The sequence below is a fragment of the Sporosarcina ureae genome, from assembly GCF_002101375.1.
Taxonomy (GTDB): Bacteria; Bacillota; Bacilli; order Bacillales_A; family Planococcaceae; genus Sporosarcina; species Sporosarcina ureae_B.
Genome location: NZ_CP015207.1, coordinates 1,446,727 through 1,463,150, shown reverse-complemented (window position 1 = coordinate 1,463,150; position 16,424 = coordinate 1,446,727). Strand labels below are relative to the sequence as shown.

Sequence of the window (16,424 nt, the reverse complement as noted above, 5' to 3'; positions counted from 1 at the left end):
TGACTAGTTTAACGCGAAAAAAGACGTTTTGCAAAAGAAGAAAATGTCGAACGCTTTTACTTGCAATTATGTGTGAAATTCTTTAATATAAGAGTTGTGTTAGCACTCGACATAAGTGAGTGCTAAGAAAATTAAAAACTACACATTATCTCGAGGAGGTTGTTTCATTTGTTGAAACCACTAGGTGACCGTATCATTATCGAATTAATCGAAGCAGAAGAAAAAACATCAAGCGGCATTGTTCTACCGGACTCTGCGAAAGAAAAGCCACAAGAAGGAAAAGTTATTGCTGCTGGTACAGGCCGTGTTCTTGAGAACGGACAGCGCGTCGAACTAGAAGTAACTGAAGGCGACCGCATCATCTTCTCAAAATACGCAGGCACTGAAGTGAAGTATGAAGGTACTGAATACTTAATCCTTCGTGAAAGCGACATTCTTGCAATTATTGGATAATTAATTTAAAAGTTAAAGTAGTAGAAAAATAGAAAACTCTGGAGGGTATCAAATACAATGGCTAAAGAACTTAAATTTAACGAAGATGCACGTTCCGCAATGCTCCGCGGTGTAGATACACTAGCAGACGCTGTAAAAGTAACACTTGGACCAAAAGGTCGTAACGTCGTACTTGAACGCAAATTTGGTTCACCACTTATCACAAATGATGGTGTAACGATCGCAAAAGAAATCGAGCTTGAAAATGCATTCGAAAACATGGGCGCAAAGCTTGTAGCTGAAGTTGCATCCAAGACGAATGACATCGCAGGTGACGGAACAACAACAGCAACTGTTCTTGCACAAGCGATGATTCGTGAAGGATTGAAAAACGTAACAGCTGGCGCAAACCCGGTCGGTATCCGTAAAGGTATCGAAAAAGCGGTAATCGCAGCAGTAGAAGGCCTTCAGAGCGTTTCCGATGAAATTGAAAGCAGACAAGAAATCGCACAAGTTGCGGCTATCTCTTCTGGAGACGAAGAAGTCGGCGAGTTGATTTCACAAGCGATGGAGCGCGTAGGTAACGATGGTGTCATCACAATCGAAGAATCTAAAGGCTTCATTACAGAACTTGATGTAGTAGAAGGTATGCAATTCGACCGTGGCTACGCATCTGCTTATATGGCAACAGACACAGACAAAATGGAAGCAGTACTTGATAATCCATATGTCTTGATTACAGATAAGAAAATCAACAACATCCAAGAAATTCTTCCTGTGCTTGAGCAAGTTGTTCAGCAAGGTAAACCATTGTTGATTATCGCAGAAGACGTTGAAGGTGAAGCTCTAGCTACACTAGTTGTCAATAAACTTCGCGGTACATTCAACGCAGTAGCAGTTAAAGCACCAGGCTTTGGCGATCGCCGTAAAGCTATGCTTGAAGACATCGCTATCCTAACTGGCGGTCAAGTGATCACAGAAGATCTAGGACTTGATCTGAAATCTGCTGACCTTACTTCATTAGGACGAGCTGCGAAAATCGTAGTAACAAAAGACAATACAACAATTGTAGAAGGTAGCGGTGACGCAGGTTCTATCGAATCACGCGTTGGCCAAATTCGTTCACAGTTGGAAGAAACAACATCTGAATTCGACAAAGAGAAATTGCAAGAACGTCTAGCAAAACTAGCTGGCGGTGTAGCGGTTATCAAAGTCGGAGCTGCAACTGAAACAGAGTTGAAAGAGCGCAAACTTCGTATTGAAGACGCATTGAACTCCACACGTGCAGCAGTAGAAGAAGGAATTGTATCTGGTGGAGGTACTGCACTAGTTAACGTCTACAAGCAAGTAGAAGCATTACTTGAAGATACTGAAGGCGATGTATCTACTGGTATTAAGATTGTACTTCGTGCACTTGAAGAACCAGTACGTCAAATCGCAACGAACGCGGGCCTTGAAGGTTCTATCGTAGTAGACCGCTTGAAGCGCGAAGAAGTCGGCATTGGCTTTAACGCAGCAGAAGGCACATGGGTAAACATGGTAGAAGCAGGTATCGTAGATCCAACGAAAGTAACTCGTTCCGCACTACAAAATGCAGCATCTGTAGCGGCAATGTTCTTGACTACTGAAGCTGTTGTTGCAGACCTACCAGAACCAGCAGGCGGCGGTGGAATGCCTGATATGGGCGGTATGGGTGGAATGGGCGGCATGATGTAAGAGGAACTTTAAAGCCTTGTACATCAAGGGTTTAAGTTGTATTGATTACTCAAATGCTAACTTTTTGCTAACTTTCACTTTTTAATTAATATTTGATTGTCTATTAGAGAAGACCTTTCGTGAGTTCACTAAACTTATGGGAGGTCTTTTCTTCGACGTTTTTAGTCATGTGAGCGTAAATATTCATCGTTGTATTGATGTCACCATGCCCCAAACGTTCTTGAATACCTTTAATATCAGCTCCTGCTTCAATCAATAAAGATGTATGCGTATGTCTAAAACCATGTGGAGTAATATGTTTAGCTACGTTTGTTTTTTTCATGAATCTCTTTAGACGATCACCGACCTTTCTAAAGTACCTAGGATATCCGGTCTCTTCTGCGAAAATGAAGTTTTGGTCTTTGAATAACGTTCGATGATTCATTTGCATTTCTAATTGTTCAGATTGATGTTTTTTTAATAAAGACATCAATGATGGATCAATCAAAATCGTACGTATGGACTTCTTAGTTTTAGGAGTCAAAAGCTCATACTCAAAACGCTTATTACTAGGATTGTAAAGTGTTTTGGTAATACTGATTGTATTCCTATCAAAGTTTATATCCGACCATTTCAATACTAATAATTCACCAATCCGCATACCAGTATAAGCTAACGTTACAAACATTAGATAATCCAGATATAGTCCGTCTTTTTTTGCTACATCAAGAAATAACTCAAGTTCGTTTAACTCTAAAAATTTATCAAGTATTTTCAAGTCTTCAATATCATCTACTGATAAGTTGCTTTTAGGTTTCACAAATCCAGATGTAGGTGTGAATTGTAATAAGTCTTGACGGATAGCATGCTTAAAAATCATATTTCCAGTTGTATGGATACTATCAATATAACTAAAACTATATACTTCGTTTAGTTCATCGATACGAGACTGATACATACTCTTTGTAATCTCGGCTATAGGCATAGTACCCCAAGTTGATACGAGCAAATTTAGAGGTGCTGTACGAGCCCGTACACTGCTAATCTTTACTCGCTTTTTATAATACGTTAGCCATTCATTAGCAAATTGTTCGAACGTAATTTTAGATGGAGTTAAATTAGATCCATCTGCAATTTCAGATTCAATTTTATACGCAGCGAGTTGGGCTTCTTTTTTTGTCCTGAACCCAGATTTAGTGATTTGCTTTCTTTTTTTTGTAACCGGATCTTTGGCTATATTCACCACATAACTCCATTTATCCCCCCGTCTATGAATGTGCGCCATTAATTTTCACCTCCTTTCAATCATCTTCAAGCAATACATCAAGCATAGTAATAACTTTTTTAATTTCTTTAACTGTTAGTATCTTGCTTTTGTATAGCACATCACTATTATTTTGTTTCAAGAGATAATCCAGATTATAAAAATTTCTCTTTAATTCTTCTGGAGAATAGGTTTCATAGTAATCAATACCATTTTTACCGGTTTTCTTTTGAATTGTAGGCACTTCGAAACAAACCGTTTCATAATGAATATCATTTTCCGAAAGATTGAAATGTCTGAATAACTTATATTGCTTAATGACGAAGTCGTACCAGTGACTGAAATCACCGACACTTAATATTGATCCGATTTTTTTTCTGTTTTCATGGAGATAATAAGAATCTCGTCGCAATGTTTCTTCTATAACCAAATAAGTTTTAACATCATAACTTAATAACTCTGCCATCTTTTGTGGTTCAATACCCCGAAAAATCCGTAATACTTTTAAAAAATCTCCAGCAGTACCTGATTTACATAAGCGTTCTTTAAAACTGTCATCAATCATCTCCTTCATTTCGGAAGTTTGAGGTATTTCTATGTCTGGCATTAAATCAAATGAAGGGTTAGTAGAATCTTCAGCATTTGATAGGTGACTGGATGGCCTAGATGACTTTTTAGATTCAATTCCTAGATATTCTTCTTTGATTTTAAAAGGAATTTCAGGAACTATAACATCTAGTGTTACCATATCCAATTCTTCATTTTTCATATAACCTGCAATACGCATTAGAGAATAATAATCAATAGATAGACCGTTGGCGAGCTTTTTAATTAAATCAGGTTGAGGAGTATCTCTTTTACCGTTTTCTATCTGGGAAATGTAGGATGAGGAAACGCCAGAATTTAAACTTAACTCATTAATCGTTTGACCTTTCAACTTCCGGACTTTCCTAAGCTCCTTACCAAAGGAACTAACATCGCTCATAAAAAACAGCACCTTTATCGTTTATTTTTATAAAACAATTCTATCATATTTCTAATGATATTCACAACTGCAAACATTTTTGCGGAATTAGTTGAATTTAAATGTTTGATACTATAGAATATGATTATTCACAAATATGTTCACAACTGCAAACTTATTAATTTCATAGGTTAGCAATTAGGAGAGGATGAAATTTATGATAAATGTTGAGATTGATCAGGAACTATTGAAAGAGTTGTATCTTGAAAAAGTGGATGAACGATTAGCTGAGATAGAAGCTGAAGCGTTACTCATGAATTCCAAGCAGTTATGCGCCTACTTGAATATGTCATGGAATAGTATTGTAGAGCATTTGCTTTATGATGAAGAGTTTCCTAGTCTTCGATTGGGTGCGAAATGGCTCTTTTACAAGAAAGAAATTGATTTGTTTATGGACAAATTTTATTATGCCGTCAGAGATAGTGGTGGCGACATTCTAAAGTATAAAAAGAAGGATTGAGAAAAGTGGAAAACTATAAAATACAAAAAAGTCTCCCGATGCTGGAACATCAGAAGACTTCTACACCATTCACATTGAAAGGAGATTCAAAATGAATATTGTCCTAACACAAGTTTATAACAATCAATTAGCATTGGCAACGTCTCACTTCATGGGGAGGCAATGTAATTGACTACTTATAAGGCATTTATAGAAGAAGTAGAAGGGCTTGAGATTCCAAGCCCTTTCTTTACTAAAGAGAATAAGCTCTACAAGGTAAATGAAAAGAGTGGACTAGAAGAATATGTGAGCAGGCAAGTACCGTACATTACTAAATGCTTTGATGACTTTGAAAAGAATAATGTTCAATATGAATTGAAATGGTTCAATGAAGGAAAGGTTTAAGATGAAGTCGTTCCGGCAACTGCCTTAGCGACAAAGAGAGAAGTTATCGTTTTGGCTAATAAGGGGCTGAGTAGTAATGATCGGAACGCTCGTTACCTAATTGAGTATTTTGATCTGTTTCTAGAAAAAAATAGATTAAAGCGATCCCTTGTTGTAAGTCATCTAGGATATGTAGGAAACCACTTTGTTCATCCTATGTTAGAGTCTAACTTTAGAATTGTTCCACCAGATGAGGGGGAGATGCAACGACTGAATGCAATTCAAAACAAAGGAACATCACGAGAATGGATAGAGAATGTTTTGGAGCCCTTATACGATAATCCAAAAGCATTGTTTCCTGTAGTATCGTCATTTGCTTCTATTCTCTTCAAAGAGCATGGTTTAACACCAATTCTTGTAGATATATCTGGAATATCTTCTAGTGGTAAAACAACCGTTCAGAAGGCTTGTGCGAGTGTTTGTGGAAAGCCGAGTGGATATATCAGTTCTATGCTAACCACGAAGATAGCAATTGAACGAATGGCTGCATTCTTAAATGCCTTTCCTTTAATCCTTGATGATACGAATACAGCGCAAGATCCAAGAGCACTTCAACAGATGATTTATATGTTCGGCAACGGTACTGGAAAGATGAGAGGTAGCTTAGAGGGAAGCAGGGGGACGAGCTCTTGGCAATCGGTGTTTATCACGACCGGTGAAAACAACATTTTGGAGTACACCAACTCACAAGGTAGTGCAGCAAGAGTAATCCCAATCACCAACTTCAAGTTTGCAAATAAAAGTGCTGAGTATTTCAGTGCACTGAACCAAAATGTAGAACGTTATTACGGAAGTATCGGAATGGAGTTCCTACAGCGTTGGCAACAGCACTCAGAGCGATTCAAAGGACGTTTAAATGAACTTGAACAGTCTTATCAATCATCTGCTACAAACAATAATGTAATGCGTAGGATCGCTTTGCACTTTGCTTTCGTGGTTTTTGTTGCAGAAGTTCTAAATGAGTTATTCAAAGAAGAGGGAATGAGGATACTCATAGATGACTTTGGAGAATTATTCTTAATGATTTGCTCTGAAAACAGTCACGTCGATAGAGCGAAAAACGAGCTGATTGAAATACTAGAAGAATTAGATGCCAACCGGAACCATATCTATAGTGAGTTTGAACCAACAAACGGTATACACGCTATTATCAATGCGAATGGCTTGTTCATTACTATTGATTATCTGAAGAAAAAGCTACTAGCTGATGCTAAGCAGATACGTGAAGCATGGCGAAATCAGCATTTCACAGTGTTGCAAAAGAATAATGGTAAAGAGGTAGATTATCTATCAATTACACATAAAGGACAGTCATTCCGTGTAGTTCATATAATGAGAGAGTTTTTAGATGAACAAGGCTTTAATTTTTCTAGGAACAGTTATTAAACTCAACATGGTATCAGTGTGTATTTGTGTCATTTTGTAATTTAAGAAATCTACAGTAGATAGAAGAGAGAGACAATACAAATATAACAATCTTTAGAACAATAATAGCAAGAGAATTACAAGGGAATATAACTTGTAATTCTCATTTTCTTTGGTTTAGTTGGTTTGAAATCTAAAAAACACAAAATTACAAACTTACAATGTCGCACAGTGTACTTTATCGTGTGAGGACGATATGAAATATGAATATTGTACATAAATCTTTGTTTAAGATCGCTATTTAGTTTGAACTTGCCAAAATATTCAATTCAGATAAGAAATTTATTATACTTTCACTTTCTTTCTTCAGCGCAGTATCAGAAATGTCTATTGCTGGTTGAAATATATTCATATTACCTTCGAAATGATTAAATTCATTTAATAAAGTTTTCTTCGAAGCCAAAAAAATTCGATTCTCTTTGTCCTCTGGGGTATTATTAGAAAAGGATTTGAAAATAATTTTACCTAAAATATCAAATGTTTTCGTATTTATGCTAAATGTGTTTACCAACGTGTTTTCAACATTCAATCGTAAGTATAAATAAACTAAGGTGTGCTTAAGTGTTTTATTGAGCAGAGGGTATTGAGATTCGGCTTTTAATATTCCGATATTTTCTAACTGTAAACCTATTATGTCTTGTGCTGAAACTTCATACGAATTTGTTATCTTTTCATGGGTACCAAATAATTCATTATATATATCAGTGATGTTAACTCTCTCATCCTGATAACCGTGCATTAGCATTGTCAATTTATCTTTTTCGCTTTTTTGGCTTGTAATTTGAGCATAACCTCTCATAAAAGGAATCATTGAAATCAAGAAGTATTTCTCATTTTCTATTTCCTTAAATATTTCACTCCTGAACAAATCTAACAGCTTGTCGAGGTACAAGAGTATTTCCTGTTCTTTTTTATTTACAGTTATAAACCCATTTTCCTCGTTTAAAGTATTATTAAATAAATATAAGTTAAAACAGTTTTGTTTTTGATGTTCCAACAACTTGATTAACTCGGTATTATGAGTAAGTATAATTTGCCTTTTACCTTCCAAGAACTTGATTATTGCGAAAGTGATTTTATTCTTGAAAATGGAGTCAAAGCTGGAAATGGGATCATCCAAAACAATGATTTTCTTGTCGGAATTTTTGGCTTTTAATAATTCGAAAGATAATGAAATAAAGTTTTGTTCTCCGTTACTTAAATGCAAATTATTTCTATCTTGATTCAGGAATTCTTTATCACCTAAAAGTAATTTCAAGTTATCATTTTCATCTCGTTTAAGTGCAATATTTTTCTCAATATTTTCATTAACCATTCTTTCGATAAATAAAATATCTTCATCACTTAATTCAGGTTTAGTCATTAATAATAATTTGTATTCAGCACTTTTGTCTATTATATTACTGTCTTCTAAGCACGAAGCAAATAGATTGTTTAATTCAATATTAAATATCAAGAAATAATACTCAATTTCTTCTTTCAAAGTTTCTAATGGTGTTTTATCACCCATTTTTATTGCATTCAATAAAATCGATTCTATACAAAAAGGATCATCCCCTTTTAACGTTTGGATAATCTCCTCTAGAATTCTTTTTGTTTCATCATCCAGTTCCTCATAAATCTTTCCTTTATTTGCTTCTTTTCTACTGATTAAAATGTGAGTGTCTATCTCAGTATTGTCACACACTATACATTCATTCATATAACTAAACTTATTTAATACTCTTATAGCTTCATCATGTTCTTCGACTGCTCTAACATTTTCGTTTTTATGTAGATTACTTAATTGCATTACTTTCATTAATATTGAATTTTTAGATTCATAGTCCATTTTTAAAAATGTAAAATTCTTATCATCGTATTCAGGAACATCTTGAATATTTAAAGATGTGATACAGTTTAGAAACTCATCTCTACAAATTCCCAAACCTTTTGACTTATTGTTTGCAAGATCTTCAATATATCTTTTAATATTTGGGTTTGTAACACGTTTAATTAACTCACTAGATTTTTTGGCTATATTAAATTCTTTCTTTAAGCGGTCAGCTAATGAAATTGTGAAAATTTTATTATATTCACTTTCCAAATATCTTTGTAGATCGTATTCTTTTTTTATATCATCCCCTAGCAAAAACTCTTCTGTATCTCCTTCGATTAAATTTCGACTATTTTGATCATTGATAACATGAAATAAATTTGAGTTTTGTTCAGTAAATTCAAGGTCCTCAAATTGGACTTCAAAACTAGATGATTCATCTCTGTTCAGAACTTTTGCAAGGCTAGTTTTCCCAGTACCATTTGGTCCATAAATCACCGCAATTCCATCATTAGAGAATATGATTTCATTATTTTTGTCAAAGGTTTCTAAAGTCTCAGAGAAAATATCTTCTTTTTTTATTTTTGTGAAAACTAAAGTATTGAGCATATACATCCTCCTGAAATATTTTCTATGATACCTATTAACTGTTTCTATTGTACTAGAAACATCTGAAAATTTAAACACAATAATCTTTTTTTACTAAAAACTAAGCGATTTTTAGTATAATTTACGCTTCTAGAAATAAAAATACATAGTATTTTGACTGTAAAAAATAATAAAGTCACTAGTGATGTATATATTCAATCTAGCTTGAGGAATCGAGTGGTAGTCTGTAATTTCATAAATCCTAAAAATATGTTCAAGTATAATTTGATTTAAAGAGGATGTAAGGGCCCGTATAGACTTGAATATCCAGCAAAACGTCGTTAGAATTATTTGGAAGATACAGATAGTGATGGTTTGACACTATCCAATAGGAGGTAGACCGTGTACTTTTCTTTAGATATATTCAATAAAAATTACCAATTATTAAGCGATCAATCTGATGGGAAAATGAATCAGGAGAGAACATCGGGGCTCAGTTATTTCTTGGCTCTTGATATGTTACAACGAGAATTGTCAGAAGATGTTATAGCAGTACCACCTCGAAGTGCTTTACGCAAAAGATTTACGGATGCTGTAGTCAATCTGTTGGTAATAGGTAGAAATAATGACGGGTTTGAATATCAAGCAAATCACTTAGGGCAAATTACTTTAAGTGATGTACCAATTTCAAGTAGAACTAGTAAAAACTTTTTATCAACTCATGTCAGCAGGGCATCGGATACAATGGGGGAATCGAATTATCCCACTAGACCGGCAGATAGTGAATTGTTAATTTTAGGTGTACATACATCCGAGGGCAACTTTGGGATGCAGAAACATTCAAATTGGGAAAACACTTTAATGAAATACTTAGACTTTAGGTTGTGTGGAAAAAATACGCTACCACTTATTATTTATTTACTGCGCAATACAAATTTTATTTTTGATGGAGATGAATCTCCTTTAATAGTTATTGAGAGAAATTTAAGAGAAATATTCACGGAAGAAGTAACTGACTTTTTAATCGAAAATGCTGATTTTCAACCCAACGTGAGCTGGTTTACTGATGATATGTGGGATATTAATGATTTAGATACATCTCTATTTAAAACTTTTGAGAAGCAAAACACTGCGGTTGTATACGAAACAGAATCAATGTATGAAAGTACGATTGATTTAAAAATCCCTAGAAATAGAATAATATACGGTGCTCCTGGAACTGGGAAAAGTTATGCTTTAAATAAAGATGTAGAGAATTACTTTCCCGATGAAGATTTATTTTACAGGGTTACTTTTCATCAAAATTATACCTATAGTCATTTCGTTGGCTCGTATAAACCAGTCCCGTTATACAAGAAGACTACTGATATAATATTCAATACAGATAGAAAAACGATGCTTAGTGAAAATCTTGAACCCTTAATTGATTACCGATTTGTACCTGGCCCATTCTTGGAAATGTTTATAAAAGCTTATCAGAACCCTAAATCGTCTTTCGTATTAGTCATCGAAGAATTGAATAGAGCTAATGCTGCAGGGGTATTTGGCGACATTTTCCAATTACTTGATAGAACTGAGAGTGGTCTAAGTGAGTATTCTATAAGGTTTAATACTGACATAATGACCTTCCTAAGAAGTGAAGGTATAGATTTAAAACAAATTCGAATACCTAGCAATCTTTTTATTTGGGCGACTATGAATAGTGCCGATCAAGGAGTGTTACCACTCGATACAGCATTTAAAAGAAGATGGTCATTTGAATACTTACCATTAAATCTAAATGAACGATTTGTCAGTGATAAGAAGATTAAATTAAGCTTTATCGAAAAGGATATTCATTGGAACTTATTTAGAAAAGTTATCAATAATCGAATAAAAGACCATGTTCAAGAGGATAAGTTGTTAGGTCCATTCTTTTTAAAAACATATGAATTGAACGATCCTAAAGCAATAGTAAATAAACTGTTATTCTATCTAAGAGAGGATGTATTAAGACATAATCCTGAAATTTTGTTTATTAAAAAGACATTCTCTGATATAGCTGAAGACTATTACTCAAACAAAAATGTTTTTAAGTTCGATGAAGATGTGTTTATTGATGAAACTTGATAGCTTTCTATATTTCATTGAAGAGAAACAATACTCACTTGTAGAGTTAAGAGATGTTCTTGAAGAAGATTATATTAACCAATTACTAAAAGGGAAGATTTGTGAAGAAATATCAGTAAACTCGATGATAAAGTTCTCATTTGTCGGTCTTCTAAATTATCATGAGAAACTTGTCTTTATTTTGCCGAAATATATCGATACCTCCAATAGATATGATTTCCCAAAGAAAATGAAAATTATAATTGAAGTGATTAGAAAATATAATAGAAAGTTCATAAGTGGAACTGATTTCTTGAGTTTTACAGGTAGGGAAAATGATAAATACTCCATTAGCTTTGCAACTGCTGGTTACATCTTAGATGATTACTCAAGAAATGGTTACTATGAAAAAAAAGAAGAACGAATGCTTTTGAATGGCACGGGAGAAATAAACTGGGATTATACCGTGAATGAAGTAATGCCGATAATTATAAACAGCAGACCCTATTATTTGGACGTAATAACAAATAACGAATCCTCAGATAGGAATAATATTATAACTCGGATTCATAAATGGGTTATAGCGAACTACTCATCATTATTCGGTGAATGGATTGGATTTGCAGATTCTTTAGTAAAGAGAGAGAATTACAGTCTTAAATCGCTAGGTTCTAAAGAGTTTTTAATAGCAAAACTTAAAGCAGAACTTAATGAAACGTATATCGATAGGGAAATTAATTTGATGAAAGTTTTAATACAAATAGTTGAAGAAGTCTTTCAATTAGCTTCAGAACAATTGAATGTATATGGAACAAAAAACTTTGAGTTTATTTGGGAAGATGTATGTCGTACAGTTTTCAACGATGAGTTGGAGAAATATAAGGAATTTATACCAGCCCCTTTATGGTCGGAGGTAGGCAAAGACCTCATAATTGAGAAAAGAACATTTATCCCTGATTTGATTAAAACTTACGATATTAAAGAGGAGTCTTATTTCGCTGTTTTAGATGCAAAATATTATAATTTAAGATTCACTTCAAATAATGTTTTAGGAAACCCTTCTATAAACGATGTATCTAAACAATTACTTTATCAGAAAGCATTTGAAGGTATAACAGATAAAAAAATGCGGAATTATTTTCTGTTTCCTCATGATCATGACTCTGGAAATATATTAAAAGTAATTGGGAAAGTTTCTCTAGACTTTATTAATCCTAACCCTGTAGTTCTTGTTTACCTTTCGACAAGTAAAGTATATGATATGTACCTAAATAATGATATAATTAAGGAAGAAGTATTCGAACTCTTAGAGTTGCAAACTACTACTGTAATTTATCAAGATTAGTACTTCTACTTTCTATTCAATGGATACACGAGGGGCAGGTTTATATGGATAATAAAAGATTGAAAGTTGTCTCCTTGTTTAGTGGATGTGGAGGCTTGGACTTAGGACTTGAACAAGCAGGCTTTAAAGTCGTTTGGGCAAATGACATAGATAATGCTGCGGTTGAAACGTACGAATATAATATAAATCCACAAATAATTAAAAGTGAAATAAAAGATATACATGTCGATTCGATTCCTCAATGCGATATATTAGCAGCTGGATTCCCGTGTCAACCTTTTTCATCTGCAGGAAGTCGTAAAGGTATAGAAGACGAAAGAGGAACGTTGTTTGAAGAGGCAATTAGAGTAATTGATAGTAAGAAACCTTTAGTAGTGGTTTTTGAAAATGTTAGGGGTTTATTATCTATTAAAAATACGGACGGTTCATTATTACTAAATTCTATAATTGCTACTTTAGAGGATGTTGAACCAGGTTATACAGTTACTTATAAATTGTTAAAGGCAAGTGATTATGGGGTTCCACAACAAAGATACAGAGTTTTTATAATTGGTGTTAGAAATGATATAAATCAATCATTCGAATTTCCATCACCTACACATAGTATTGATGATAAAACTCTCACTGTGGGTAATATAATTAAAGGGATTAAGAATCTTCCGAACCAAAATGATGTTTGGAAACTCTCTCCTCAATCTGAAAATATGATACCTTTTATACCTGAAGGAGGTTCTTGGAAGGATGTACCCTACGAGGAACTTCCTGAGCGATTAAAAGGAATTAGAGATAATATAAAGAAATATCGTTCCCCCAATTTCTATAGAAGATATTCAAGAGACGAGATTAATGGAACTATCACTGCTGCAGCAACGCCGGAGAATTGTGGAATTCTGCATCCTCTTGAGAATCGAAGATATTCTATTAGAGAAATTGCTAGAATTCAGTCTTTTCCTGATGATTTTGTGTTTAAAGGAGATTCAATAGCAGCTAAGTATAGGATGATTGGCAATGCTGTGCCTCCCAAGTTAGGAGAAGTAATTGGAAAAGCAATATTGGATATGCTAGGTAAAATTAATCCTGTTTGTCTTGAGGATCTAAGAAATGGTCACACTCAACTTGACTTGTTTGAAAATGACAAGGGATGTACATTATTATTATAGACGTTTAAAAAGGAACTGCATTTTTAATTGCAGTTCCTTTTAATTTAGATTATAGAGGAATTAACAGCAATGTTTATGTCTATCGCTTCATTTAGTAAGTTTCAATATCGTGGGTGGTGGAATGCTTTAAATTTAATTATAATTCAAAGCCTTATCAAAACTATATCAAGTGTTAATATTTATTATCTTATACTATATAACTTATTCTTCTAATAGCGATTTAATAACCCCATTCATCTCATTCATAACTTTTGCGACTTCTTTCAAAGTAATAGTATTCGCTTGCAGTTGTTTTTCTAAGTGACTCACTTTTGCACTTTGCATATAATCTGTACCAATTAATTCAATCTGTCCTTTTAAAAATACCTGTCTCGATTGCTTTCGCTTTTTTGCCATTTCATCAATCTTACTGAGGATTACTGGATCAACATCTCTAATACGAACTTCCATGATTAACATCTCCTTTTTTCTAATAACGTGTTTTATTTTGTTCTTTATAACTTGAAATAGTGAGAAAGAGCATAAGGAGTTTTTGTTCCCAACTACGTTGGAAAGTTAGGCGAAGCCTAACAAAACTATGGGTACATAAAAAATGGTCAATGCCTTGAAATCAAGTACGGTAAAAAAACTACTTGCCTTACTTTTGCCTTGGCTTAAATGTCTTAAGTATTTGAAGGTTTTACTTCAAATAGCATTTTAAATCCGTCTTTCTGCGTTTTTAATTTTATTGATTTGATCAACTTTAGAAATAGATTGTCCAGTTGAATATTGCCGCGGTTTTTGAATAACTTCAACTTCTTCGATTGTTTTTAAATCTCTTCTATCAGAATTACTACGTATAACATCCACTTGTTCAGTTGAATGTTTGGTTGCAGAGCCACTATCATTTCTAACAACATTAATCTGTTCTGTAGAGCGAGTTGGTCTAGCTCCGTTGTCATTTTTAATCACATCAACCTGATCATTTGTAGGAGAGGTTGCAGCAGTTTGACTAGAAACTGAATCTGTTTGTTGAGTAGTTTGTGTTGCGTTTGATATTCCAGAACTAAATCTACTTGGGTTAACCTGTGCTATGTTATTAGCAGTAGTTGAATTAATCCAGCCAGTATTTGCAGATTGAGCTATGTCGCCATCATTTGATAATGTTGAAGGATTTGTACCAGTTTGAATTGACTTAGGGTTTGAAGTTTGAACAGATTGCCCTCTTTTAGTACCTGCATTAGATTGATTATTAGGTTCACTTAAAGACGAACTTCCTGACGATGATTGTATGCTGGGCATATTGCTGGCTTCACTTTTACGTATTGATTCTGCGCTTGTACTGTGCATGTTTTGTGCTTTGTTATTACCATGTTTTCTTTGCTGTTCTTCTTCCATTTCATCTTGAAGTGATTTCTTACCTTCTGATTTTCCTACAGGAGAATTTAAGTTTTTACTACTGATAGAATCTTTGCTATTCAAATCGTTACTAGAAAAAATGGGCTTATTGGTATCGTTGTTTTGATTTCCACTCTTAGCTTTGCTTGCTAGATTCATCATGCCTTTACCTGCTCCACTAGCTAGTTTCATACCTGTGTAGGCGCCGACAGCAACACCCCAACCACTCTTAAGCCCTGCATCTATTCCAAATAACCGTTCAACCATATTTGGTCCATCAATCACCGCTAATGAGAAAGCGATTAATGCAATTAGATAAGGAACTGTTGTTAAAGTATTTTCTAAATAAGCCGTTCCGATCATATATACTTTCATTGATAAGAAAATCAAGATAATTACAATGAAGGTATTAAGGATGGATTGGATAATTTGTTTTGTCTTTTGTCCATCATGGACATCTGCTGGAGCAACTATTAACGCGAGAATATAATTGAAGGTCAGTTCAAAAGAAAGCCTAGCTAGTTTTAGTGAAATAGAGAACAGGGTAAATGCAATGACGCCAAGTGTGATTAGAATTGTGAACCAATCAATTGCATATCGGAAGTAGTATTCATTGTTCCATTCCAATCCGCCTTGATCGAATTTTTCTGCTCTATATTCTCCTTCGTTATTTAATGAAAGAAAGTGCTTCGAAATGTCTTCACCTTCTTTTGAAATGCCATCTGAATCTTTTCCGTACTTTTCCTTAAAGTTAATATTTTTAATTTTACTAGGTGGGGTACTATTCTGTTTGTCTATTTCGGTTGAAGCCCATAGATTTTTGTCAATCTCGGTTAAGTCAACGACGTTACGTTGAATAATTGAACCACTTAAGGTTGATTCGTCATTTGGATATAGTGCTTCAACTTTCACAGCATCAATTGCTGCGTCTGTGAATTCTCCAGCTCTATCCATCCCACTACTTAGCAAAAGGATTACCGCACAAGCGACAAACAGATTGATAATCATGCCTTCACGATTGAATTTTTTATTGAAAATCAACATATAGCCTGCATATAGGATGGAAAAAGCGAGCAATATATAAAGAAAGGGCTTAATAGAGTCAACGAAACCGACAATGTCTTCATTCGCATAAAAGCTTTTTAGTAATAGAACAGTATCGGCGATGTTTTCTAAAGCATCGACTATCCAGGCAAGACCCTGAACTAAAGCCCAACCAAGCCACCTAGACAGTTCTGTGAAGATATTAGATACACTTAAGTATTCTTGAAACTCTTCAAGCTTTTGTGCAATTTCTGATTCATTCATGGGCTATTCAATCCTTTCC

13 protein-coding genes are annotated in these 16,424 nt (G+C 34.2%); 8 read left to right on the top strand and 5 right to left on the bottom strand.

Features of this window, described 5'->3' with window-relative positions:
• Window positions 1-168 precede the first annotated feature (168 nt).
• Window positions 169-453, top strand: a complete 285-nt coding sequence (groES, locus tag SporoP8_RS07190; protein ID WP_085131887.1) for a co-chaperone GroES — start codon at window positions 169-171, stop codon at window positions 451-453.
• A 57-nt stretch (window positions 454-510) separates the two neighbouring features.
• Complete coding sequence (gene groL, locus SporoP8_RS07185) at window positions 511-2,148, top strand: chaperonin GroEL (RefSeq protein WP_085131886.1); 1,638 nt, start codon at window positions 511-513, stop codon at window positions 2,146-2,148.
• Window positions 2,149-2,251: 103 nt separating this feature from the next.
• Here the strand turns inward: groL and SporoP8_RS07180 are convergent, their stop codons facing one another.
• The gene (locus SporoP8_RS07180; protein WP_085131885.1) at window positions 2,252-3,412 is read right to left on the bottom strand and encodes a site-specific integrase; all 1,161 of its coding nucleotides are present in this window, start codon (window positions 3,410-3,412) and stop codon (window positions 2,252-2,254) included.
• 16 nt (window positions 3,413-3,428) lie between these two features.
• Entirely contained in the window at window positions 3,429-4,376 is a 948-nt protein-coding gene (locus tag SporoP8_RS07175) for a helix-turn-helix domain-containing protein (RefSeq protein ID WP_085131884.1), read from the bottom strand.
• A gap of 196 nt (window positions 4,377-4,572) precedes the next feature.
• On the opposite strand from SporoP8_RS07175, the gene SporoP8_RS07170 reads away from it, so the two are divergent.
• The 3 genes from SporoP8_RS07170 (at window position 4,573) to SporoP8_RS07160 (ending at window position 6,684) form a co-directional block, all read left to right on the top strand.
• Window positions 4,573-4,875, top strand: coding sequence for a helix-turn-helix domain-containing protein (locus SporoP8_RS07170; RefSeq protein ID WP_085131883.1), 303 nt, complete (start codon window positions 4,573-4,575; stop codon window positions 4,873-4,875).
• Between the two features lie 168 nt (window positions 4,876-5,043).
• Window positions 5,044-5,259: a hypothetical protein gene (locus SporoP8_RS07165; RefSeq protein ID WP_085131882.1), complete on the top strand. Its 216-nt coding sequence runs from the start codon at window positions 5,044-5,046 to the stop codon at window positions 5,257-5,259.
• Window positions 5,260-5,310: 51 nt separating this feature from the next.
• Entirely contained in the window at window positions 5,311-6,684 is a 1,374-nt protein-coding gene (locus SporoP8_RS07160) for a DUF927 domain-containing protein (protein WP_232319231.1), read from the top strand.
• 280 nt (window positions 6,685-6,964) lie between these two features.
• Here SporoP8_RS07160 and SporoP8_RS07155 read toward each other — a convergent pair whose 3' ends face one another.
• Window positions 6,965-9,148 (bottom strand): AAA family ATPase, encoded by a 2,184-nt coding sequence (locus SporoP8_RS07155; RefSeq protein ID WP_198166088.1) that lies wholly within the window; start codon window positions 9,146-9,148, stop codon window positions 6,965-6,967.
• 381 nt (window positions 9,149-9,529) lie between these two features.
• Between SporoP8_RS07155 and SporoP8_RS16750 the strand changes: the two genes are divergently transcribed.
• Genes SporoP8_RS16750 through SporoP8_RS07140 form a run of 3 tightly spaced genes read left to right on the top strand, consistent with a single transcriptional unit; the run spans window position 9,530 to window position 13,720 of the window.
• Complete coding sequence (locus SporoP8_RS16750; RefSeq protein WP_232319230.1) at window positions 9,530-11,236, top strand: AAA family ATPase; 1,707 nt, start codon at window positions 9,530-9,532, stop codon at window positions 11,234-11,236.
• On the top strand, window positions 11,226-12,560 hold the full coding sequence (locus SporoP8_RS07145; protein ID WP_198166087.1) for an LlaJI family restriction endonuclease: 1,335 nt from the start codon (window positions 11,226-11,228) through the stop codon (window positions 12,558-12,560). Before SporoP8_RS16750 ends, SporoP8_RS07145 begins: the two co-directional genes overlap by 11 nt.
• A gap of 44 nt (window positions 12,561-12,604) precedes the next feature.
• Window positions 12,605-13,720 carry a DNA cytosine methyltransferase gene (locus SporoP8_RS07140; protein WP_085131878.1) on the top strand — a complete coding sequence of 372 codons (1,116 nt, stop codon included), beginning with the start codon at window positions 12,605-12,607 and terminating at the stop codon, window positions 13,718-13,720.
• 201 nt (window positions 13,721-13,921) lie between these two features.
• Here SporoP8_RS07140 and SporoP8_RS07135 read toward each other — a convergent pair whose 3' ends face one another.
• Complete coding sequence (locus SporoP8_RS07135; RefSeq protein ID WP_085131877.1) at window positions 13,922-14,170, bottom strand: hypothetical protein; 249 nt, start codon at window positions 14,168-14,170, stop codon at window positions 13,922-13,924.
• A 246-nt stretch (window positions 14,171-14,416) separates the two neighbouring features.
• On the bottom strand, window positions 14,417-16,405 hold the full coding sequence (locus SporoP8_RS07130; protein WP_085131876.1) for a pLS20_p028 family conjugation system transmembrane protein: 1,989 nt from the start codon (window positions 16,403-16,405) through the stop codon (window positions 14,417-14,419).
• Window positions 16,406-16,424 lie beyond the last annotated feature (19 nt).